This is a genomic window from Stenotrophomonas sp. AN71 (assembly GCF_050435725.1).
Lineage (GTDB): Bacteria > Pseudomonadota > Gammaproteobacteria > Xanthomonadales > Xanthomonadaceae > Stenotrophomonas.
Genome location: NZ_JBNDKU010000004.1, coordinates 277,547 through 300,499, shown reverse-complemented (window position 1 = coordinate 300,499; position 22,953 = coordinate 277,547). Strand labels below are relative to the sequence as shown.

Here is a 22,953-nt window from a genome sequence, read left to right as displayed (position 1 = left end):
GGCGGGCGGTGGAGCGGCTGGCTGGCGAAGGCTGGCTGGCGGTGCTCCGGTGCTGGCGGGCGACAGAACCTTGTGCTCCTGGTAGAGCCGACCGCTGGTCGGCTGCTTCATGAGATACAGCCGACCAGCGGTCGGCTCTACCGAAAAGCCGTCGAGCAAGCTCGACGCTACCCATACGTGCTCAGTGTGCCGGGGCGCCGCTGCCGTCGATCTTGCTCAGCTGGTACAGCTCCAGGCCGATGCGCTTGATCAGGCCCAGCTGCTGCTCCAGCCACCAGGCGTGGTCTTCTTCGGTGTCCTTCAGCTGCGCCAGCAGGATGTCGCGGCTGACGTAGTCGCCGTTCTCCTCGCACAGCTTCATGCCGGCGGCGAGATTGTTCCGAACGGCGTATTCAGTATCCAGGTCCTTCTGCAGCATCTCCTCCACGGTCTTGCCCGGCTCGGTGGCACGCGGGCGCATGTCCGGGTCGCCGCCCAGGAACAGGATCCGGCGCAGCAGCGCATCGGCGTGCTGGGTTTCCTCTTCCATCTCGTGGTTCAGGCGTTCGTACAGCGCGAACAGGCCCTGGTCCTCGTAGCGGCGGGAATGGATGAAGTACTGATCGCGGGCAGCAAGCTCGCCGCGCAGCAGTTCCTTCAGGCAGGCGATGACGTCCGGGTTGCCTTTCATGGGGGGGCTCCTGTGAATCGATGCTGCATAGGGTGACGCATTTCCGGCGACGGTGATCTAATCGGAATCAGTCGCAGTTGCGCCTGCGGCTACAATCGACCCACGAGTGCGGAAAGGACGTGCGATGCGACGTACATGGCGTTGGGTGCTGGGCCTGTTGATCGCCCTCGTGCTGGTCACCGCCCTGGTCCTGTGGCTGCTGCTGCGCGGCAGCCTGGCCGACCTGGACGGCGAACATGCATTGCCTGGGTTGTCCAGGCCGGTCACCATCGAGCGCGATGCGCTGGGCGTGGTCACCATCAGCGCCGGCAGCCAGGCCGACGCCATGCGTGCGCTGGGCCGCGTGCACGCGCAGGAACGCTATTTCGAGATGGACCTGATGCGCCGCAGTGCCGCCGGCGAGCTGTCGGCGCTGTTCGGACCGAAGGCCATCGAGGCCGACAAGCGCATGCGCGTGCATCGCCTGCGTGCACGCACCGAGGCGCACCTGGACGCTGCGCTGGGCAACAACGGCGAGGCCGTGCGGGCCTATGTGGACGGCGTCAATGAAGGCCTGGCCGATCTCTCCGTCCGGCCCTGGGCCTACCTGCTGCTGCGCCAGTCGCCGCAGCCCTGGCAGGCCAGCGACAGCGTACTGACCGGGCTGGCCATGTACGCCGACCTGCAGGATCCGGACAACCAGACCGAACTGGCATTGAGCCGCATCCGCGCGGTGGTGCCGACCGCGCTGTATACCCTGCTCGCCCACCAAGGCACCGCGTGGGATGCGCCCCTGTTCGGCGAGCCCACCGGCAACGCCCCCCTTCCCGATGCAAGCCAGCTCGATCTGCGCACGCTGAAGGGCAAATCGGGCACCGGGCAGGAAGAAGCCGACGTCATCGGCAGCAACAACTTCGCGGTGGCTGGTGCGCTCACCGCCGATGGCCGCGCGATCGTCGCCGACGACATGCATCTGGGCCTGCGCGCCCCCGGGCTGTGGTTCCGCGTTCGCCTGCGCTATCCCGATCCGCAGGCCGCCGGCGGCCAGGTCGACGTCACCGGGTTCTCGTTGCCCGGCCTGCCCGCGGTGATCGTCGGCAGCAACGGCCACGTTGCCTGGGGCTTCACCAACAGCTACATCGATACCGCCGATTACCGCAGCGAACCTGCCAACGCAGCGGTGAGCGTGCACGAGGAGCGCATCGCCGTGGCCGGTCAGCCCGACGTGGTGTTCCCGGTGCGCGAAACCGCCTGGGGCCCGATCCTGCACACCCATGCCGATGGCAGCGGCGACGCCCTGCGCTGGGTTGCGCACCTGCCCGGCGCGGTACGCCTGGACTTCGCCGACCTGGCTCGCGCCGCTGACCTGGACGCTGCGCTGCGCTTTGCCGATCACGCGGGCATCCCCGCACAGAACCTGGTGGTCGGCGACCACAGCGGGCGCATCGCCTGGCGCCTGATCGGCGCCCGCCCGGACCGCGGCCCGGGCTGTGCACCGGCCGGCTTCACCGCCGCCAGCAACCAGGACTGCGCGCCCTGGCCGATCCGAAGCGATGCATCGCCGGCGCTGATCGACCCACCCAACCATCGCCTGTGGACCGCCAACGGCCGCGTCCTCGACGGCGAGGCACTGGCCAACGTCGGCAACGGCGGCTATGACCTCGGCGCCCGTGCGCGGCAGATCCGCGACCTGCTGGCGATCCAGGACCGTTTCGACGAGCGCGACCTGCTGGCGATCCAGCTCGATGACCGGGCGGTGTTCCTGCAGCATTGGTGGGCGCTGCTGCACGACGTACTCGCGCACAGCGACGATCCGGCGCTGAAGCGGCTGGCGGCGGCCAGCCATCAGTGGGGTGGCCGTGCCTCGGTCGGTTCGGTCAGCTACCGGGTGGTGCGCGAGTTCCGCACGCAGGTGATGGAGACGCTGTCCGATGCGCTGCTGGCACCGGCCAATGCGCGGCTGGGCGACGACTACCTGGACCCGCGCCTGGCGCAGCTGGAAGGCGTGGTCTGGCCCATGCTGGAACAGCGCCCGGCCAACCTGCTGCCGCCAGCGTTCGACAGCTGGGATGCGCTGCTGCTCGATGCGGCTCGCCGCACCGAAACGGAACTGTCCAGGCAGGGCCCGCTGGCCAAGCGCAGCTGGGGCGAGCGCAATACCGCGGCGATCTGCCATCCGATCGCACGTGCACTGCCGGATATCGCCAAACGCTGGCTGTGCATGCCCGCCGACCGCCTGCCCGGCGACCGCGACATGCCACGCGTGCAGACACCGAATTTCGGCGCCTCCGAACGCATGGTGGTTTCGCCCGGCCACGAGGCCGACGGCATCGTGCAGATGCCCGGTGGCCAGAGCGGCCACCCGCTGTCGCCATACTGGGGCGCCGGCCACGAGGACTGGGTTCATGGCCGCCCGACGCCGTTCCTGCCGGGCAAGGCGCAACACGTGATGACACTGGTGCCTGCACGGTAGCCCCAGCGAGGTAGTGCCGGCCGCTGGCCGGCAACCTCACGCCATCCGTGGTCAGATCCCTTTTCCATGGAAAAGGGGATCTGACCCCATCACCGACGGTAGCGCCGCTCGATCAGGTTCAGCAGCGGCCCGGTCATCGCCGTGGTCACCAGCGCCATGATCACCAGCACCGCGAACAATCGGTCGCCGAGCAGGCCCAGTTCGTAGCCCAGGTTCAACACGATCAGTTCCATCAGGCCACGGGTGTTCATCAGCGCTCCCAATCGCCATGCCTCGCGCGGTGGCATGCCCGCACTGCGCGCAGCACTGAAGGTCCCCAGCAGCTTGCCGGCCGTGGCCACGCCGATCACCACCGCGCACAGCACGATATCGCTGGCCTGCAGCGCATCGGCACGCATGCGCAGGCCGGTCATGGCGAAGAACAACGGCAGCAGCAGGGTCACCGCAAACGGTTCGACGCGGGCCATCAGCAGCTCGCGCAACTGCGCGTTGGACGACACCACCACGCCAGCGGCGAACGCTCCGAACAGCGCGTGGATACCCAGCATCTCGGTCACCAGCGCGCTGGCCAGCGACAGCAGCAGGATGCCCAGCAGCCAGCGCCCTTCATGGCCCGGCACGATCTGCTGGCGGGCAAACCACGGCTTCACCAGCCCAAGCATCAGCGCCACGAACGCGACCACGCACAGCAGGTTGACGCTGGCCGGCAGCCATCCGCTGGCCTGTGCCGCCGCCACGATCAGCGCCAGCAGGCACCAGGCGGTGGCGTCGCCCAGCGCGGCGCAGGCGATGGCGGTCTGCCCCAACGGCGTCTGCGTGATTCCACGGTCGGCCAGGATGCGCAGCAACACGGGAAACGCGGTGATGCTCATCGAGATGCCGACGAACAGCGCAAATGCGGTGAAACCCACGCCCTGCGGACCGTGTTGCGGATACAACCCGATCGCCAGCGCGACGCCAAGCACGAACGGCACCGCGATGCCGGCATGGCTGACCGTGAACGCAAAGCGCCGCCGCCCGCGCAGCGCGGCCAGATCCAGCTCCGCGCCGGCCACCAGCAGGAACATCAGCACACCCAGCTGGCTGAGCATGCCCAACGGGCCCAGCGAACTGGGCGGGAACAGGGCACCGTGCAGCTGCGGCAGCAGGCTGCCCAACACCAGCGGGCCCATCATCAGTCCGGCGGCCATTTCGCCGATCACCGCCGGCTGGCCGAGGCGCTTGAGCAGTGCACCGGCCCCCTTGGCCACCAGCAGCAGCACCAGCAGCTGCAGCAGGAACAGGCCCAGCGGTGAAGCCAGATGCTGCGCCCAGCCGCCCTCGGCGGCAGCCGTGGCGCGGGCAACCGCAGCGGGTGCAGCAGGGCCGGCGAAGCGTGCCAGCAGCACACCGGCCAGCAGCGGCAGGCCGGCCCAGACCAGATAGCGCCAAGCCCACTTCGTCGGCCGCACCGGACCTCCGGTCTGTACGTCCATGAACATTCCCCAATGTGCAGGGCGCCGATGATACGTCGCAAAAAGGGGACGGAGGGGATTAAGTCGCTTGTGGCACAAACGACTTAATCCCCTCCGTCCCCTTTTTGCGGGGTCAGGCCAGGGCTTGTTCGTGCACCCCGGCAATCGCGCGTCCGGAAGGGTCGGCCGCCGCCGCGAAGCTGGCATCCCAGGCGATCGCCGCCGGCGAGGAACAGGCGATCGACTTGCCGCCCGGTACGGTCTCGGCTGCGGCGCGGCTGGGGAAGAACTGCTCGAACAGGTGGCGGTAGTAGTAGGCCTCCTTGGTCTGCGGCGGGTTGTGTGGGAAGCGCTTGTCGGCCGCAGCCAGTACGCGGTCGCTCACCTGCGCCTCGGCATGCGCCTTCAGCCCATCAATCCAGCCATAGCCGACGCCATCGCTGAACTGTTCCTTCTGCCGCCACAGGATGCTGTCCGGCAGATAGCCCTCGAACGCTTCGCGCAGTACCGCCTTCTCGATGCGGCGACCACCAAAGCCTGCACCCACCATCTTGTGCGCGGCATCGACGCGCATCGCTACATCGAGGAACTCACGATCCAGGAACGGCACGCGCGGCTCCACGCCCCAGGCCATCATCGACTTGTTGGCACGCAGGCAATCATAGTTGTGCAGGGCATCCAGCTTGCGCACCAGCTCCTCATGGAATTCGCGCGCATCAGGGGCCTTGTGGAAGTACAGGTAGCCACCGAAGATCTCGTCGCTGCCCTCGCCGGAGAGCACCATCTTCACCCCCATCGCCTTGATCCGCCGCGCCAGCAGGAACATCGGCGTGGACGCGCGGATGGTGGTGACATCGTAGGTTTCAATGTGGCGGATCACTTCCGGCAGCGCGTCCAGACCTTCCTCGAAGGTGTATTCGAAGCCGTGATGGACGGTTCCCAGCGCCTCGGCGGCGACGGTAGCGGCAGCCAGGTCGGGCGAGCCCTTCAAGCCGATCGCGAACGAGTGCAGCCGCGGCCACCAGGCTTCGGTCTGCCCACCATCTTCAATGCGGCGGCGTGCGTAGCGCGCGGCCACCGCTGCGACCAGCGATGAATCCAGGCCACCGGACAGCAGCACGCCGTACGGCACGTCGCTCATCAACTGCCGCTCCACCGCATGCTCGAACGCCTGGCGCAGTTCAGCCAGGTCGGCCTGACGGCCCTGCACGTCGGCATAGTCGCGCCATGGCTGCTGGTAGTAACGCAGCAGTTCGCCGCTGGCGCTGTTGAAGTAGTGGCCCGGCGGGAACTGCGCGACGTCGGCACAGGTATCGACCAGCGCCTTCATTTCCGAGGCCACGCGCAGGCGTCCCTGGGCATCGTGGCCCCAGTACAGCGGCACCACGCCGACCGGATCGCGCGCCACCAGCACGCGGCCACTGTCGCGGTCCCACAGCGCGAACGCGAAGATGCCGTTGAGCTGTTCCAGCCACTGTGCCGGCGAACCGCCCTGGCGGTGCAGCGCATTGATCACCTCGCAATCCGACCCGGTCTGGAAGTCGTAACCAGTGGTCAGCGCAGCCTTCAACGCCTGGTGGTTGTAGATCTCGCCGTTCACCGCCAGCGCCAGCTGGCCGTCGGCCGACAACAGCGGCTGCGAACCACCGGCCGGGTCGACGATGGCCAGCCGCTCATGCACCAGCAGTGCGCCTTCGTCCAGGTACACACCGTTCCAGTCCGGGCCACGGTGGCGCTGGCGCTGCGACAGCTCCAGCGCGTGGCGGCGCAGGGCGGGAAGATCGTCACCGGCCTGCAGGCCGAAGATTCCGAAGATCGAACACATGGCGGAGCTCCTGTTGGGGGGATTTCACGAGGGGAAGGTGTTCGACCGGCCATCCAGGCCCGGGAGGGCTGCGCCCGGGCACAAAAAAACCCGCATCGGCCGATGCGGGTTTTCTGGTGTCCGGGCGTATGTTGCTGTCTATCTACCCAGGGCGCAGTCCCGCATCGGCCGCGCACGATTATTCGCGCGCAGATTATTGCGGTTGTTGTTGACGGCGGTGGCCAGGCGGATCGACATGGCATCGACCCTACCCCGGTTTCCAGCGCGATGCAACCGTTGCGTTGGCAACCACCTATGGAGCGCATAATGGCCCTCCCTGGAATGTGTAATGGAAATGCAACACCGCATCGGACGCACCCTGGCGCTGGGCGCCCTGCTCGGCCTGGGCCTGAGCGCGTGCCAGACCCTGCCCCCACCCTCCACGCTGCCGCTGACACAGCAGCAGGCACTGGAACAGCGCGGAACCGACGGCAGCTTCGAAGGTGCCTTTGATGCCGCGGAAACCTTCGAGCGCTTCAACGATCCACGCGCCATCGCCTACTACGAGCGTGCCGCAGCGGTCACACCCTGGACCTTCCACAACACCAAGGCGGAAGAAGCACTGGGCCGGATCTGGGTCTCCGGCACGCTGCGCCATGCCGACAGCCCGCACATCGATCCTGCACCGGTGCTGCGTGCTTCCTGGCGACGCGGCGAGCGCGCCTACCTGGCGGCGGCCAACCACGGCAATCCCTATGCGTTCTTCGATCTGGCCAAAGCCTATCGCGCACGCGGCGACGCGCAGTTGGCGCTGCGCTGGGACCTGCGCGCGATGATCTACCAGCGCTATCCGAGCCGTTCTTCGCAACTGCCGGATGCCGTGGCCCCGCAAGGCGATACGGTGCACCCGCGGGTCGCCGACATCCAGCGTCGTGCGGCACGCGGCGATGCCGAAGCGCAGGTGGACCTGGGTGCGCTGCTGGAAAAGGGTGTCGGCCTGCCGCGTGATCCGGCACGCGCGCTGCAGCTGTACCAGCGCGCGGGAGAACAGGGCAATGTCTTCGGCCAGTACTTCGCCGGGCTGCTGTTGGGCCGGAGTGCACCAGGCGTGGAGAAGGACGCCGACGCGGCAGCGCGCTGGTTCGCCAGGGCCGAGGCGCAGCGCTTCTACATGGCCGCGCCGAACTATTGGGAGAAAGCGATCAAGCCGCCGTTCTTCATTTTTTCGGAGTAGTGCCGCCGGGCCATACCCGGCGGGAGGCGTGCCGACCAACGGTCGGCACCCACCTCAACAGGATTGAGGCATCCTCATCACTGGGGTTACACCAGCAGGCGTTCCACCAGCCGTTGGTACAGCCCCGGCAGCGCCTCCAGCTCATCCACGCGCACGTTCTCGTCCACCTGGTGGATGCTGGCGTTGACCGGCCCCACTTCGATGCACTGCGCACCCAGCGGCGCGATGAAGCGTGCATCGGAGGTACCGCCGCCGGTGCTTTCTTCCGGCGCCTTGCCAATGTGCTCGGCCAGCACTGCACGCGCAGTCGCACGCAGCGTGCCTTCCGGGGTGTAGAACGGCTCACCGCTGCGATGCCACTTCAGCGTGTACTGCAGGCCGTGCCGGTCCAGCAGCGCGGTGATCTCCGTTTCCAGCTTCGGCGCGTCCCAGTGCGGGTTGTAGCGGATGTTGAAATCCACTTCCAGCTCGCCGGGAATCACGTTGTTGGCGCCGGTACCGGCATGGATGTTGGAGATCTGCAGGCTGGTCGGCGGGAAACTCTCATAGCCCTCGTCCCAGCCCCGCGCGCTCAGCTCGGCCAGCGCCGGTGCGGCCTGGTGGATCGGATTGCGCGCCTTGTCCGGGTATGCCACGTGGCCCTGCACGCCCTGCACGCGCAGCTTGGCCGACAGGCTGCCACGGCGGCCGACACGCAGCAGGTCACCCAGCGTCGCGGTCGACGATGGTTCACCGGTGATGCACCAGTCGATGCGCTGGCCGCGTTCGGCGAACAGCCGCGCGACGTGGCGCACGCCATCGATGGCATCGCCCTCCTCGTCGCTGGTCAGCAGCACCGCGAGCGTGCCCGGATGATCGGGATGCGCGGCGACGAACTGCTCGGCCGCGATCACGAAGGCGGCCACACTGCCCTTCATGTCGGCGGTACCGCGGCCATACAGCACGCCGTCACGAATCGTCGGCGTGAAAGGGTCGCTGGTCCAGGCCTCGTGCGGGCCGGGCGGCACCACATCGGTGTGGCCGAGCAGCACCAGCACCGGCGCACCCTGGCCATGGGTGGCCCACAGGTTGTCGACCTCGCCCAGGCGAAGATGGTCGCAGTGGAATCCGGCCCGCTTCAGCCGCGCTGCCAGCAGCCCCTGGCAACCCGCATCGTCCGGCGTCACCGACGGCCGCGCGATCAGTTCACAGGTCAGGTCGAGCACCGCGCTCATGCGCCGCCCACGCCGAAGCGTGCCTTGAAGCCGTTGTCACTGAAGCCCTGGCTGACCGTGCCGTCGGCGGTGACCACCAGCGGCCGCTTGATCAGCTGCGGATACTCGCGCAGCAGCAGCTTCCATTCGGCCTCGGAATCGGCGGCCTTGCGGTTGTCCGGCAGCTGCCGCCAGGTGGTGGAGGACTTGTTGACCATCGCCGCCAGGCCACCGAGCTGCGCCGCCCATTCCAGCAAGGTTTCCGGGCTGGGTTTGTTGTCGCGGTAGTCGACGAAGGTGTACGGCACGCCGAAGCGGTCCAGCCACTTGGTCGCCTTCTTGCAGGTATCGCAGTTCTTCAAACCGTAGACAGTGGTGCTCATGGCCATCTGTAGTGCAGGAAAACAGAGGGCCAGAATCTCACAACAGGCGTTCGGACACGACCCGGAATGACACCCCCGGCAAGCGGAAGGCCAGGCCCGATTCAAGCGCCACGCCCATCGCCTGCAGGCGCGGGCACTGCAATTCGCCCGACAGGCGCAAGGGCTGAAGGGTGTCGACGGCCACCGGCAACGCGATGCGGGTGCTGGCCCAGCGGCGGTCGCAGGTGCGCGCGATGGCCTCGTCCTGGCAGGTCAGGAAGCGCAGCAGGGCATGCTGGCCGCCGAAAGCCGCTGACCACTCCGCATCGTCCCAGCCTGCGGCGATCTGCCACTGCAGGTGCAGCACGGGGGCACTGCCCTGCCCGCCTTCGATCAGCGTGTAGCCACCGCCATCGGCCTCCAGCGCATGTTCAAAGCGGGCGGAAAGATGGGGCTGCATGGCATCGCTGAACGCGCGGGCGCCGGCAACGAAGACCAGCTGGTCCATCACGTTGCGGTCGAACAGCACCACCGGCGTCCCGTCCGGATCATCGTCACGGCGCAGGTACCAGCGCCAGTTGCTCTGCCGCGGCGACGGCATCAGTGCGCGCAGCGGCCCGGCCAGGCCTGGCCCGAAATGGCCGTGGCGGTAGCTGAGGATGGTGTACGGGGTGCGTCCGGCATGGACCGCGTAGTGATGGCCCGGCGGTGGCGGCGGAGCGCGGCGCACATCCACCCACCAGCTCGCGTAGACCACATCGCGCACGTCGCTGACCAGCGCCGGCATCGGCCAGCGCCGCGACAGCGCGCGCCGCAGCCGGGTCCAGCGTGGGGCATGCAGCAGGCGCGGCAGCATCCGCCCGAACAGGGTGTCGGACGGATGCCGGTAGATCGCGGACTGCGCCAGATCGTCCGGCGCAGTCACCTTCAGTCAGCCAGGCCGCGCAGCAGGTCGTTGACGCTGGTCTTGCTGCGGGTACGGGCATCGACCTGCTTGACGATCACCGCGCAGTACAGCGAATGGGTACCGTCCTTGCTAGGCAGCGAGCCGGACACCACCACACTGTACGGCGGGATGTAGCCGTAGCTGATCTCGCCCGTGGCGCGGTTGTAGATGCGGGTGCTCTGGCTGAGGAACACGCCCATGCCGATCACGCTGTGGTGGCCGACCACCACGCCCTCCACCACTTCCGAACGCGCACCGATGAAGCAGTGGTCTTCGATGATGGTCGGGCTGGCCTGCAGCGGCTCCAGCACGCCGCCGATGCCAGCGCCGCCGGAGAGGTGGCAGTGCTGGCCGATCTGCGCGCAGGAACCGACGGTGGCCCAGGTATCGACCATGGTGCCTTCGCCGACATAGGCGCCGATGTTGGTGAAGCTCGGCATCAGCACCACGTCCTTGCCGAAGTACGTGCCGCGGCGGGCGATCGCGCCCGGCACCACACGCACGCCACCCCGGCGGAACTTCGCCTCGTCATAACCGGCGAAACGCGATTCGACCTTGTCCCAGAACGGCGCCGGACGCGCGTCGACCACGGCCATGTCGTTGACACGGAAGTACAGCAGCACGGCCTTCTTCAACCACTCGTTGACCTTCCAGCCACCGTGGCCGTCCGGTTCGGCGACGCGGAATTCGCCGCTTTCCAGACCATCGATCACACGGTTGACCAGCGGCCTGGTCGAGCCTTCCAGCTCGTGCAGGGTCAAGGTGGCGCGGCGCTCGAAGGCGCTCTCGATGCCGAACTTCAGTTCTTCCACCCCCGGTGCCGACGGCTTGCGCAACGACTTGCGGGCGATGGTCTCGGCGCGGACGGCTTCGGCGCTCTTGGCCGGGGCCTTCTTCACCGTCGCCACTTTCTTCGCCGGGGCCTTCACCGCAACGGTCTTCTTCGGTGCAGCGGTTTTCTTCGCGGCCGGCACGGCAGCAGCAGGTTTCCGGGCCGCTGCGCTCTTGGGGGTCGCGGCGGTCTTCTTGGCGGGCTTGGTGGCCATCAGGTGGGGTCTCCGGCGTTTCGATCAGGGTCCAGGCAGGCCAGCATCGCGTCATGCAGCTGCTGCCGGGCAGGTTCAGTCAGGGGGAGGTCGTGTTCGTCACTGATCACGAAGGTGTCTTCGGCGCGCTCGCCGAACGTAGCAATGCGCGCATCATGCACGCGCAGGCCCTGGTTGCGCAGCACGAACGCCACGTCGGCCAGCAGGCCGGGGCGGTCGGGTGCGACCAGAGCGAATCGGGTGGCGCCCGGCTCATCGCGGAATTCGATGCGCGGGGCGAAGCGGAAGTGGCGCAGCTGCCGCGGCACCACCCGGCGCGACGGCCGCAGGCGCGACAGGTCGCCCGCGAGCGCCTCGCGCAGCGCCGCTTCCAGGTTGGCGCTGCTGCCATCGGCAAAGGTGTCGGCCGGGTTCACTTCGAAGGTATCGAAGATGGTATCGGCCGGGCCGTCCAGCACGCGTGCGCGATGAATGCCGTAGCCCTTGCGGTCCAGCGTCATCACGATCGCGGCGAACAGGCCATCGCGGTCCGGCGAATGCACGAACACTTCCAGCGCCGGATCGTCGACGCTGATCCGGCGCACCTTCACCAGCGCCTGGCCCTGCTTCACCGGCACCAGGGCGGCGGCCTGCCAGGCCAGCTGTTCCGGCCGCAGGCGGATGAAGCCCTCATCGGGCATCACCGCGAACTGACGGTCGATGGTGGCATCGTCATAGCCGCGCTCACGCACCAGTGCGCGCACGCTGTCACGCGCTTCGGCCACGCGCTCGGCGGCCGGCACCGGATGCTCCAGCCCCTCGCGCAGTGCGCGTCGGGTGGCAAAGTACAGATCGGCCAGCAGTCGGTCCTTCCACGCATTCCACAACTTCGGGCTGGTGCCAGCGATGTCGGCGCAGGTCAGCAGATACAGGTAGTCGAGACGGTCGCGGCTGCCGACCAGCGTGGCGAAGCGGTGGATCACCACCGGGTCGGCGATGTCCTGCTTCTGCGCGGTCACCGACATGCGCAGGTGCTGCTCGACCAGCCACGCCACCAGTTCGGTGTCGGATGCACTCAGGGCATGCGCCTGGCAGAACGCACGCGCGTCCACCGCGCCCAGTTCGGAATGGTCGCCGCCACGGCCCTTGGCAATGTCATGGAACAGACCCGCCAACAACAGCAGCTCCGGCTTGCGCAGGCGCGGCCACACCTCATGCGCGATCGAAAAGCGTTCGTCGGCACGGCTGCTGGCGAACTGGCCGATGTTGCGCAGGACCATCAGCGTGTGCTGATCGACGGTGTAGACGTGGAACAGGTCGAACTGCATGCGCCCGCTGACCTGGGCGAAGGCCGGAATCCACTGGCCCAGCACGCCCAGCCGCGCCATGCGCGAGAGCGTATCGACCGGGCGCTGGCCACGCAGCAGGGCCAGGAACTGCTCGCGCGCATCGGTATCGGCCTGGTCATAGGCCGGCAGCAGCGGCAGCGACTCGGCCAACGCACGCGCGGTCAACGAGTGCAGGCCGCGCACCTGCGGATTGTTGGCCCAGCTGGCGAACAGCGCAAACACCTGGCCGATGTCACCACGCGGCCACTCCGCCTCGTTGGCAGCCAGGTAACCACGGCGCAGGGAAAACCCCACGGTCAGCGGTTCCGGCTGCGCCTCGCCGTCGAACTGCTCCTCGAAGCGCTGCAGCAGGCGGTCGCTGATCCGGCGCACCACCGAAGCGGCACGATAGAAGCCCTGCATCATCTTCTCGACGCCCAGGTTCTCGGCATCGTCTTCGAAGCCCAGCCGCGCGGCCAGGGTTTTCTGGTAATCGAAACGCAGGCGCTCTTCAGCACGTCGCGCCACCAGGTGCAGACCGAAGCGCAGCCGCGCCAGCACCGCACGCTCGCGCTTCAATGCGGCCGCCTCGTCGGCGCCCAGGTGACCCAGTCCGACCAGGGCTTCCAGGTCGCGCACGCCGAACGCGCGCAGCGCCATCCAGCCCAGCGTATTGAGGTCACGCAGGCCACCCGGACCATCCTTCAGGTCCGGCTCCAGGTTGTCTGCGGTATCACCGAAACGCTGATGGCGGTTGCGCAGTTCTTCCAGCTTGGCCAGGAAGAAGGAACGGGCCGGCCACAGTTCGCGGTCATCGATGGCCTCGCGCAGCGCGCGGCGGGCCACGTCTTCGGCGAGGATGGGGCGCGCTTCGATGAGTGCGGTCAGCACGGTCTGGTCGGCGGCCGCCTCGCGGCACTGCGCGGCCGACCGCACCGCGTGGCTGACGGCCAATCCGCAATCCCACAGCAGTGCGAACAGGCGCGCCAACGCGGCCTCGTGGGCCAGCTGCGGCACAGGTTCGCCGAACACCAGCAGATCGATGTCCGAACGCGGGAACAGTTCACCGCGGCCGTAGCCGCCCACCGCGAACAGCGACAGGCCGCTGTCAGCGGGCAGGCAGCGCTGCCAGGCCAGCCGGATCAGATGGTCGACGGCACGCGCGCGCAGCGCCAGCAGGCGCTCGATGTTGTCGCCCTGGTCGAAGCGGCGGTAGAGGCGCGCGTCGGCCTGCTGCAACGCATGGCGCGCGGCAGCAGCCCAGTCCGGGTCGTTGAGCGACGCGGCCGGCGTGTCCAACAGCGAACTCGCCGGCAGCATCTTCAAGCCACCTGCGACTCGCCCGGCGACAGGGTCAGCACGTCCACGCCGGTTTCGGTGACCGCGATCATGTGCTCCCACTGTGCCGACAGCTTGCGGTCCTTGGTCACCACGGTCCAGCCATCCGGCAGCACCTTGTTGTAGCGGGTGCCCTCGTTGATCATCGGCTCGATTGTGAAGGTCATGCCCGGCTGCAGTACCAGGCCCTGGCCCGGGCGGCCGTAATGCACCACCTGCGGCTCATCGTGGTAGACCTTGCCGATGCCGTGGCCGCAGTACTCGCGCACCACGCTGAAACGCTCGCCTTCGGCAAAGCTCTGGATGGCATGGCCGATGTCGCCCAGGGTCGCACCCGGACGCACCGCGCGGATGCCGCGCCACATGGCTTCATAGGTGGCTTCCACCAGGCGGCGCGCCATCACCGACGGCGTGCCGACGAAGTACATGCGGCTGGTGTCACCGTGCCAGCCATCCTTGATGACAGTGACGTCGATGTTGATGATGTCGCCATCCTTGAGCACCTTCCCTTCGCTGGGAATGCCGTGGCAGATGACATTGTTGACCGAGGTGCACACGGTCTTGGGGAAGCCGCGGTAGCCGACGTTGGCCGGAATGGCGCCCTGCACGTTCACGATGTGGTCGTGGCAGATGCGATCCAGTTCCTCGGTGGTGACACCGGGCTTGACGTGGGGGGTGACGATGTCGAGCACTTCGCTGGCCAGACGGCCGGCAATGCGCATCATCTCGATTTCCTGCGGGGTTTTCAGATTCACGCTCATGGCACCCATTATCGCCGATCCGGCCGCAATCTGAACGAACGCCACCCAACTGGCGATCCGGGCCATGCACGGTTCCGGCAAGGAAAGTGAAAGCGTGATGGTGCACACCCTTTCGTATCCCTATTCATCACGGATTACAGACACTTAGCCGCCCAAGCTGGCGCCGACCGTCGTCAAAGCGGCGCCCAACGTGCCGTCTTCGCCTTGTTCAACAGACCTTCGGGTCAGGGAGGTTGTCCATGCGATCCCTGCTGCATTCCCATCGCTCCTGGCTGCTGGCCTGCCTGTTGCTGGCCGGCCCGGCCCTGGCCCAGGCGGCCGACACCACCACCTTCAATGTCACCCTGGTGGTCACCAAGGCCTGCACCATCACCGCAGCAGCGGCCACCAACGTCGACTTCGGTACCGCGGCCTCGACCACCGCCACCCCCACCCTGGGCCAGGGCACGGTGACCGCGCAGTGCTCGGCACTGACCCCTTACACGATCTCGCTGAATGCGGGCGCGAACGCCGGTACCGCCAATGACGTCACCACGCGCCGGATGAAGAACACCAATGCGGCGGTGACCGCCAACAACTTCGTCGGCTATCAGCTCTACCAGGACGCCGCGCACACCCTGGTCTGGGGCGCCACGACCGGCACCAACACCCAGGCCGGCATCGGCACCGGCCTGGCCGTGCCCTACATCGTCTACGGCCAGATCCTGAACCTGAGCACCAACAACCCGGCCACCGGCAGCTACCTCGATACGGTCACCGCCACGATCACCTATTGATGGAGCACGCCCGCATGGCCGGATCCCGCCCGTGGCGCGCCACCGGCGTGGCGCTGCTCGCCCTGAGCCTGCTGGCCGCCGCCTCCGCTGGCGCCACCAGCCTGCAGGTTGCCCCCACCAGCCTGCAACTGGAAGCGCGCCAACGCGCCGGCGAACTATGGCTGACCAATAGTGGCACCTCGCCGGTCCGGCTGCAGGTACGGGTGTTCCGCTGGGTGCAACAGGAGGGTCAGGAGCTGCTGCTGCCCACCGATGAGCTGCTGGCCACCCCGCCGATGCAGGAACTGGCCGCCGGCCAGCAACAGCTGGTGCGGGTGATGCGCCCGACCCGGGAACCGCCGCCGGCACAACAGTATTACCGGCTGATCGTCGACGAGGTGCCCGACCTGGCCACCCGCGCCAACGGCATGCAGTTCGTACTGCGCTATTCGATCCCGGTGTTCGTGCAACCCGCCTCCGGCAAGCTGGCTCCACTGCTGCAGGCGCGCCTGGTGCAACTGGCCGATGGCCGCCACGGGGTGGAGGTGGCCAACGCCGGCAACAGCTATGCGCAGATCGCCGACCTCGCACTGGGCAGCGCCCAGCGCCCTCGCATCGTGCATCCAGGATTGCTGGGCTATGTGCTGCCCGGACAGGTGATGCGCTGGCCGATCGAGCGCACCGCCATCGACCGCGACAACGACCAGATCACGGCCAAGCTCAATGGCGAGTCGGAACAGACGCCGCTGTCGCCACCACCGGCTCGCTGAGGCGTTGATGGGCGCGCTGTTGGCTGCCCTGGCTCCTGCGGCGACCGAAGCCGCCGATGTGTCCGGCATGGCGGCCGGCGGCGCTGCGGATGTCTCCGGCGTGTCGGCCGATGCGATCCTGCCGCCGCCGACGCCATTGACTGCCAGCCAGACGCTGTACCTGGACGTGTCGCTCAACAGCACCCCGCGCGGCCTGCTGCCGTTCATCGACAACCGTGGCCGCCTGCAGGCCACCCCCGAGGTGCTGCGCCAGCTCGGCTTCAATGCGAGCGGCGATGCACCGGTCTACCTGGATCAGATCAGCGGTGCCATCGTGCGCTACGACGCGCACATGCAGACCCTGGCGCTGGACGTGCCGCTGGACCAGCTGACCCTGCCGACCACCGTACTCAGCCGCCCGCAGACGCGCACGCCGGCCGGCAGTGCCTCGCCCGGCGTGCTGCTCAACTACGACGTGTACGGCAGCCGCGTGGACACGCTTGGCAATCTCAGCTTGAGTTCGGAACTGCGGGTGTTCGGCGTTGGCAACGGCACCTTCGAGAACACCGCGGTCAGCCGCCGCTACCAGCAGCCCGGTGATCGTCGCTGGCGCGGTGAGAGCGTGCGCCTGGACACCCGCTGGAGCCTGGATTTCCCCGACAGCGCAACGACCCTGGAGGTCGGCGACTTCTACAGCGGCTTCGTCGACTGGACCCGTCCGGTGCGTCTGGGTGGCCTGCAGATTGGCCGCAACTACGGCCTGCAGCCCTACCGCGTGCTCACCCCCACGCCGAGCTTCCTCGGCCAGGCGGTGGTGCCGTCCACGGTCGAGCTGTATGTCGATGGCCTGCGCCAGTACAGCGGCCAGGTGCCGGTCGGCCCGTTCCAGCTGGCCGCGCAACCCGGCATCAGCGGCACCGGCAGCGCGCAGGTGGTGGTGACCGATGCGTTCGGCCGCATGCAGACGCTGGATTTCAGCTTCTATGGCACCCAGCAGCTGCTGGCCAGGGGCCTGTCGGACTGGTCGCTCGGCGCCGGCCGCCTGCGTGAGGACTTCGGCCAGCGTTCGTTCGCCTACGACGATCGCACCGTGGCCAGTGCCAGCTGGCGCGGCGGCGTCACTGATTCCTTTACCGGCGAGGCGCATGCCGAAGGCGGCGGCGGCCTGGCCCAGGCCGGCCTCGGCGGCTGGTGGCTGCTCGGTGGCGCGGGGGTGTTCAACGCCGCCTATGCCCACAGCGACTACCACGGCCTGCAGGGCGGGCAGTGGGCGCTGGGCTACAGCTGGAACAACCGCCGGCTCAACGTCAACCTGCGCACCGTGCGCAGCCACGGCGACTACCGCGATCTGGGCGCGCTGCAGGGCAACCTGCCACCGAGCATCAGCGAGCAGGCCACGGTCGGCCTCGACCTGCTGCGGCTGGGCACGCTCAGCGCCAGCTTCCTGCGCCTGCGCTACCCCGATGGCGAGGACAACCGCTACGCCAGCCTGTTCTGGTCGCGCACCTGGAGCCAGCGCTGGTCGGGCTACCTGTCGGTGAACCAGAACCTGGACAGGAGTGACGACCGCAGCATCTACCTGTCGGTGACCGCCAGCCTCGGCAACAACCGCCAGGCCAGCCTGTCCAGCCAGCGCAACGGTGACAGCCAGAGCTGGGTGGCCGACGTCACTCAGCCGGTGCCCGGCGACGGCAGCGCCGGCGGCGTCGGCTGGCGCGCGCAGGTGCGCCATGGCGAAGACGGCAATGGCGGCCTGGCCGAGGTCGGCATCCTCAACGACATCGGCCGCTATTCGTTCGGCGCCTCGCGCCAGGGCGGCCTCAATTACGCCTATGCCAGCGCCAGCGGCAGCCTGGTCTGGATGGGCGGGCACACCTTCGCCACGCGTGAGGTCTCCGACGCGTTCGCGGTGATCAGCACCGACGGCGTCGGCGGCGTGCCGGTGCGGCTGGAAAACCGCCTGATCGGTGTCACCGATGATCGTGGCCTGCTTCTGGTCAGCCCGCTGCTGTCGTGGCAGCGCAACCGGGTCTCGATCGACACCCTGGATCTGCCCGAGGACATGCGCGCCGATCGCATCGAGGACTGGGTGACACCCCGCCAGCGCGCCGGCACCCATGTGACCTTCCAGCTGCGTTCACGGCCCTCGCTGAGCCTGACCCTGCAGGCCATGGACGGGCAGCCCCTTGAGGTGGGCAGCGAGGCACAGCTGCCCGACGGACGCCAGGCCCTGGTCGGCTATGACGGCCTGCTGTACCTGGAGGACGTGGCGGCCGGCAGCGTGCTGTACATCACCACCAGCCGCGGCCAATGCCGGATAAAGGTGCCGGACCTGCCCAAGGTGGTGGCCAGCGGCGCGCGCCCGAAGCCGGCGCCCCTGCAATGCATCCCGGAGGTGGCACCATGAGGGTGCTGTTGCTGGGCCTGCTGCTGATTGCCGGCCTGCTGGCGGCGGCACCGGTGCGCGCCACCGCAGTGTGCACCGCAATCGCCGACCCGACGCTGCCGTTCGGCAACATCAACAGCAACGCCCCCGGCGCCACCACCGGCACGCTCAACATCACGGTGAACTGCACCACGGCCGCGCTGAGCCTGCTGGCCACCACCGGCGTGCGGGTCTGCGTGGGCATCGGCGCCGGCAGCGGTGGCGGCAGCAGTGCCAGCTTGCGGACGATGGCCACCAGCACCAGCGACACCATGAACTTCCAGCTCTACAACACCTCCAACTTCAGCCAGGTCACCGGACTGACCCCGCGCGGCACGCCGCCAGCGCAGGAGCTGACCATGAGCTACAACGTACCGCTGCTGACCGGCGGCAGTGGTGCCCAGGCCACGCAGCTGTTCGCACAGATTCCGGCCAACCAGGTGCTGGCCTCGGGCGCCTACAGCAGCACGTTCAGCGGCGCCAGCGTGGTGCTGACCTGGGCCTGGAACGAAGTGCTGCTCGGCACGGCCACCATCCCCGCCACCTGCAACGGCGGTGCCACCGGCACCAACAGCGCCAGCGCGGCCTTCAGCTTCACCGCCACCGCCAACGTGCTGCCGCAGTGCGGCAGCTACGTCACCACCAACATGAATTTCGGCAACGTCACCGGCGGCATCACCAGCAACATCGACCAGACCGCCACGCTGACCCTGAGCTGCTTGAAGAACACCGCCTACCAGGTCAGCCTCAACAACGGCCAGAACAATCCCGCCGCCACCAGCACGCGGCGAATGGCCACCACCATCGGCGCCAGCACCTACTACCTCACTTACGAGCTGTATCGTGATTCCACGCGGACCCAGCGCTGGGGCAACACGCTGACCGTCGATACCGCCAGCGGTACCGGTACCGGCAGCGCCCAGCAGTTGACGATCTACGGCAGGGTGCCGCCGGTCACTGGCCAACCGCCGGCCGGCACCTACAACGACGTGGTGCAGGTGACGATCACCTACTGACGGGCGTGCCGACCAACGGTCGGCACCTACCGGGGTGGGTTTCGAACGGTCGGCACCTACCAGGGCGGGTTTCGAACGGTCGGCCTCCATCAGGGCGGGTTTCAGTAGATCCACGCCATGCGTGGATGCAGGCATGACGCAGTCGAGCACGCTCGGCTCTACAGTTCCGGCGCATCCAGCCGATACCGCGCAGCGAGTCCTGACGTACGGTGGTTGGCTGGTGGTTCGCGCAGTTCTGATCGGGGCGATGCTGGTCGCCAGCACGCCCGCATGGGCCGAACCCAGCAGCACCGCGCTGCAGATCCGGCTGACGGTGGTCGAAGCGTGCAGCACTGAGGCCGGCGCCACCCGTTGCCAGGTCCCGCAGCAACGCAGTGACGCACCGCAGCTGCCGGCCCAGGTCCGTGATCTGGCGCCACCGGTCGCCAACGATGAACACACGCCTGCCGTGACCGTCATCTACTGATGCGCGCGGCGCTGATCCTCCTGGCGTTGCTGCTGGCGTTGCCCGCCGCTGCACTGGACCTGTCCCCCACCACCCTGCAGCTGCCTGCCGAAGGCGGTCGCACCGAGCTGTGGCTCTACAACCCCGGTCCCGGCCACTGGCAGGGACAGGTGCGGGTCCTGGCCTGGGAGCAGCAGCTGGACGCCGAACACCTGCGGCCCACCGACCGGATCCTGGTCAGCCCGACCCGGCTCGACCTCGCCCCAGGCGTGCGGCAGCGCGTCTGGTTGCTTCCAGCCCGGCCCGGGACCGTCACGGGCGAACAGGCCTATCGGATCGTGCTGGAGCCCAGCCAGGCCGACCTGCCACGCTATTCATTGCCGCTGTTCCACGGCCAGGCCGCACCGGACGTGCGGCCACGCGTACAGGCCCGGATCGAACCCGACGCGTCGCAGCCCTATCTGCGATTGAGCAATGCCGGCCCGCTGCACGCCCGTCTGCACGACCTGGTGTTTGTTGCCGATGACGGCCAGCGCACCCTGCTGCTTCCTGGTCTGGCCGGCTATCTGCTGGCCGGGCACGAGCGCCGCTGGGCGCTGCCGGCCCGACCGAACGGCTACCATGGCGGGCATTTCCACGCCCATCTGCAGGATGGCCGCCAGGTGGACCTGACCGCGCCGGACCCGGCAATTGCAGCGAGCGCACCGAGCGGGCTATAATCGACCGGATTCCTGCCGCCTGCGTGCGCGGGAACCCGTCAACACCGGACGTCACCGGTGAATCCACACCTGCTGCCCCCATCCGTGCCGGGGTGCTCCGCGAGGAGTTCGGCCACGGAGGCAACAGGGAAGCCCAACCCCGGAACCGATCGCGCTTCCACGCGCCCGCATACCTATCCCGCGGGCGGAATCGCTGGTTCCATATCAGGAGTATTGCAATGCCCCAGGTCACCATGCGTCAGATGCTGGAAGCCGGCGTCCACTTCGGCCACCAGACCCGTTACTGGAACCCGAAGATGGCTCCGTACATCTTCGGCGCCCGCGGCAAGATCCACATCATCAACCTGGAAAAGACCGTCCCGCTGTTCAACGACGCGATGAACTTCATCTCGTCGGTTGCCCAGAAGCGCGGCACCGTCCTGTTCCTGGGCACCAAGCGCAGCGCCCGCGAAACCATCAAGGAAGAAGCCGAGCGTTGCGGCATGCCGTTCATGAACCAGCGTTGGCTGGGCGGCACCCTGACCAACTTCCGTACCGTCAAGCAGTCGGTTGCCCGCCTGAAGGAACTGGAAGCCGGTGAAACCGACGGCACCTTCGAGAAGCTGGTCAAGCACGAAGTGCTGGGCCTGCGTCGCGAGCGCGACAAGCTGGAAGCCTCGCTGGGCGGCATCAAGGACATGAATCGCCTGCCGGACGCCATCTTCGTGATCGACATCGGCCACGAAGACATCGCGATCAAGGAAGCCAAGAAGCTGGGCATCCCGGTCATCGCCGTGGTCGACACCAACTACAACCCGGAACTGGTTGATTACGCCATCCCGGGCAACGACGACGCCATCCGCGCTGTGCAGCTGTACTCGCGCGCTGCCGCCGACGCCGTGCTGGAAGGCAAGGCCGCTGCTCCGCACGCCGCTTCGGTGCGCGAGGAAGAGTTCGCTGAAGCCGCTGCCGAAGGCGAAGAGAAGCCGGCCCGCCGCGCTCCGGCCAAGAAGGCCGCCAAGAAGGGCGACGACGCCCAGGCCTGATCCAGGCCCCAGGGTGGACGCCCGGCGTCCACCCTCCCTGCGCGCAGCCCTTGGCGCGTGACAGGACCGTGTCACACGGGCCGGCCACCATGCCGGCCCTACCCCTTTCTTTCGTGAGGTAATCCCGTGGAAATCACTGCTTCCCTGGTCAAGGAACTGCGCGAGCGCACCGGCGCCGGCATGATGGAATGCAAGAAGGCTCTCACCGAAGCCAACGGCGACATCAACGCCGCTGCAGAAGCCATGCGCAAGTCCGGCGCTGCCAAGGCCGACAAGAAGGCTGACCGCGTGGCCGCCGAAGGCCGTCTGGGCCTGGCCCAGGACGGCGGCAAGGCCGTGCTGGTCGAAGTCAACTCGGAAACCGACTTCGTCGCCAACGATGACAACTTCAAGTCCTTCGTCAACGCCGTCGCCGCTGCCGCCCTGGCAACGGGCGCGACCGACATCGAAGCCGTGAAGGCTGCCAAGCTGGCCGATGGCCGCACCGTTGAAGAAGCCCGCGCCACCGCCGTGCAGACCCTGGGTGAGAACATCCAGATCCGTCGCCTGGTGAAGGTTGAAGGCAACAACACCGTCGGCGCCTACGTCCACACCAACGGCAAGGTTGGCGTGCTGGTCGACCTGGTCGGCGGCGACGCCGAACTGGCCCGCGGCCTGGCCATGCACGTGGCCGCGCTGAAGCCGCCGCACAACAAGGCTGCCGACGTCCCGGCCGACTTCGTCGAGAAGGAAAAGGAAATCGAACTGGCCAAGATGTCCGAAAAGGACAAGTCCAAGCCGGCCGACATCCTGGAAAAGATCATCAGCGGCAAGATCAACAAGATCGTCAGCGACGTGACCCTGTACGGCCAGACCTATGTGCTGGGCGACACCACCGTGGAACAGGTGGTCAAGGCCGCTGGCGCCGATGTGGCAGGCTTCCAGCTGCTGGTCGTCGGCGAAGGCATCGAGAAGGTGGTGGAAGACTACGCCGCCGAAGTTGCCAAGGCGATGCAGGTCTGATTCCAGCCTTCCGGCTGTGAAGCGACCAGAAGGAGCCGCGGGAAACCGCGGCTCTTTTTTTGTGCCTGCTGCGCCCGTGGGTGCGCACCCTATCCGTGGGTACGCACCGTGGGTGCGTACCCCGGCACCAGAGGTCTTTGCGTTGTGCGCGAATCAAGCCGATACTCGGCGCAGGGAATCCGCAGTCACTTAGCAGGAACGAAAAGCACGGACTGTGATGCATTCCTAGGTATTCTTGTCCTAATGGAAT

19 protein-coding genes are annotated in these 22,953 nt (G+C 67.7%); 10 read left to right on the top strand and 9 right to left on the bottom strand.

What is annotated here, in order from left to right:
• Positions 1–181: 181 nt before the first annotated feature.
• Complete coding sequence (gene bfr, locus ABH900_RS09265; RefSeq protein ID WP_429622601.1) at positions 182–670, bottom strand: bacterioferritin; 489 nt, start codon at positions 668–670, stop codon at positions 182–184.
• Positions 671–794: 124 nt separating this feature from the next.
• Between bfr and ABH900_RS09260 the strand changes: the two genes are divergently transcribed.
• On the top strand, positions 795–3,122 hold the full coding sequence (locus tag ABH900_RS09260) for a penicillin acylase family protein (protein ID WP_429622600.1): 2,328 nt from the start codon (positions 795–797) through the stop codon (positions 3,120–3,122).
• An 89-nt stretch (positions 3,123–3,211) separates the two neighbouring features.
• On the opposite strand, the gene ABH900_RS09255 is transcribed toward ABH900_RS09260, so the two are convergent.
• Positions 3,212–4,603 carry a cation:proton antiporter gene (locus ABH900_RS09255; RefSeq protein WP_429622599.1) on the bottom strand — a complete coding sequence of 464 codons (1,392 nt, stop codon included), beginning with the start codon at positions 4,601–4,603 and terminating at the stop codon, positions 3,212–3,214.
• 106 nt (positions 4,604–4,709) lie between these two features.
• Positions 4,710–6,401, bottom strand: coding sequence for an asparagine synthase B (gene asnB, locus ABH900_RS09250; RefSeq protein WP_429622597.1), 1,692 nt, complete (start codon positions 6,399–6,401; stop codon positions 4,710–4,712).
• Positions 6,402–6,735: 334 nt separating this feature from the next.
• Here asnB and ABH900_RS09245 point away from each other — a divergent pair, with 334 nt between their 5' ends.
• Positions 6,736–7,614, top strand: a complete 879-nt coding sequence (locus ABH900_RS09245; RefSeq protein ID WP_429622663.1) for a tetratricopeptide repeat protein — start codon at positions 6,736–6,738, stop codon at positions 7,612–7,614.
• Between the two features lie 86 nt (positions 7,615–7,700).
• Here ABH900_RS09245 and dapE read toward each other — a convergent pair whose 3' ends face one another.
• From dapE to map, 6 genes are read right to left on the bottom strand one after another with little or no spacing between them, the layout of a single operon-like run.
• A complete protein-coding gene (dapE, locus tag ABH900_RS09240; RefSeq protein WP_429622596.1) occupies positions 7,701–8,828 on the bottom strand; it encodes a succinyl-diaminopimelate desuccinylase in 1,128 nt (375 codons plus the stop codon).
• Complete coding sequence (locus tag ABH900_RS09235) at positions 8,825–9,196, bottom strand: arsenate reductase (RefSeq protein ID WP_429622595.1); 372 nt, start codon at positions 9,194–9,196, stop codon at positions 8,825–8,827. The genes dapE and ABH900_RS09235 overlap by 4 nt, the downstream gene beginning before the upstream one ends.
• 31 nt (positions 9,197–9,227) lie before the next feature.
• Positions 9,228–10,094, bottom strand: a complete 867-nt coding sequence (locus tag ABH900_RS09230; RefSeq protein WP_429622594.1) for a hypothetical protein — start codon at positions 10,092–10,094, stop codon at positions 9,228–9,230.
• A gap of 2 nt (positions 10,095–10,096) precedes the next feature.
• Positions 10,097–11,161, bottom strand: a complete 1,065-nt coding sequence (dapD, locus tag ABH900_RS09225; RefSeq protein WP_429622593.1) for a 2,3,4,5-tetrahydropyridine-2,6-dicarboxylate N-succinyltransferase — start codon at positions 11,159–11,161, stop codon at positions 10,097–10,099.
• Positions 11,161–13,788 (bottom strand): [protein-PII] uridylyltransferase, encoded by a 2,628-nt coding sequence (locus ABH900_RS09220; RefSeq protein WP_429622592.1) that lies wholly within the window; start codon positions 13,786–13,788, stop codon positions 11,161–11,163. Before ABH900_RS09220 ends, dapD begins: the two co-directional genes overlap by 1 nt.
• A gap of 2 nt (positions 13,789–13,790) precedes the next feature.
• Positions 13,791–14,576, bottom strand: coding sequence for a type I methionyl aminopeptidase (map, locus tag ABH900_RS09215; protein WP_429622591.1), 786 nt, complete (start codon positions 14,574–14,576; stop codon positions 13,791–13,793).
• A 230-nt stretch (positions 14,577–14,806) separates the two neighbouring features.
• On the opposite strand from map, the gene ABH900_RS09210 reads away from it, so the two are divergent.
• From ABH900_RS09210 to tsf, 8 genes are all read left to right on the top strand, one after another.
• A complete protein-coding gene (locus tag ABH900_RS09210; protein ID WP_429622590.1) occupies positions 14,807–15,343 on the top strand; it encodes a Csu type fimbrial protein in 537 nt (178 codons plus the stop codon).
• Entirely contained in the window at positions 15,343–16,092 is a 750-nt protein-coding gene (locus tag ABH900_RS09205; RefSeq protein ID WP_429622589.1) for a fimbrial biogenesis chaperone, read from the top strand. The genes ABH900_RS09210 and ABH900_RS09205 overlap by 1 nt, the downstream gene beginning before the upstream one ends.
• A gap of 7 nt (positions 16,093–16,099) precedes the next feature.
• On the top strand, positions 16,100–18,478 hold the full coding sequence (locus ABH900_RS09200; protein ID WP_429622588.1) for a fimbria/pilus outer membrane usher protein: 2,379 nt from the start codon (positions 16,100–16,102) through the stop codon (positions 18,476–18,478).
• Complete coding sequence (locus ABH900_RS09195; RefSeq protein ID WP_429622587.1) at positions 18,475–19,512, top strand: Csu type fimbrial protein; 1,038 nt, start codon at positions 18,475–18,477, stop codon at positions 19,510–19,512. The genes ABH900_RS09200 and ABH900_RS09195 overlap by 4 nt, the downstream gene beginning before the upstream one ends.
• A gap of 247 nt (positions 19,513–19,759) precedes the next feature.
• The gene (locus tag ABH900_RS09190; RefSeq protein ID WP_429622662.1) at positions 19,760–19,978 is read left to right on the top strand and encodes a hypothetical protein; all 219 of its coding nucleotides are present in this window, start codon (positions 19,760–19,762) and stop codon (positions 19,976–19,978) included.
• Positions 19,978–20,676 (top strand): fimbrial biogenesis chaperone, encoded by a 699-nt coding sequence (locus ABH900_RS09185; protein WP_429622586.1) that lies wholly within the window; start codon positions 19,978–19,980, stop codon positions 20,674–20,676. Before ABH900_RS09190 ends, ABH900_RS09185 begins: the two co-directional genes overlap by 1 nt.
• A gap of 218 nt (positions 20,677–20,894) precedes the next feature.
• Positions 20,895–21,701 carry a 30S ribosomal protein S2 gene (gene rpsB, locus ABH900_RS09180; RefSeq protein ID WP_295570718.1) on the top strand — a complete coding sequence of 269 codons (807 nt, stop codon included), beginning with the start codon at positions 20,895–20,897 and terminating at the stop codon, positions 21,699–21,701.
• Between the two features lie 126 nt (positions 21,702–21,827).
• Positions 21,828–22,703: a translation elongation factor Ts gene (gene tsf, locus ABH900_RS09175; RefSeq protein WP_429622585.1), complete on the top strand. Its 876-nt coding sequence runs from the start codon at positions 21,828–21,830 to the stop codon at positions 22,701–22,703.
• The last annotated feature ends 250 nt before the right edge of the window (positions 22,704–22,953 follow it).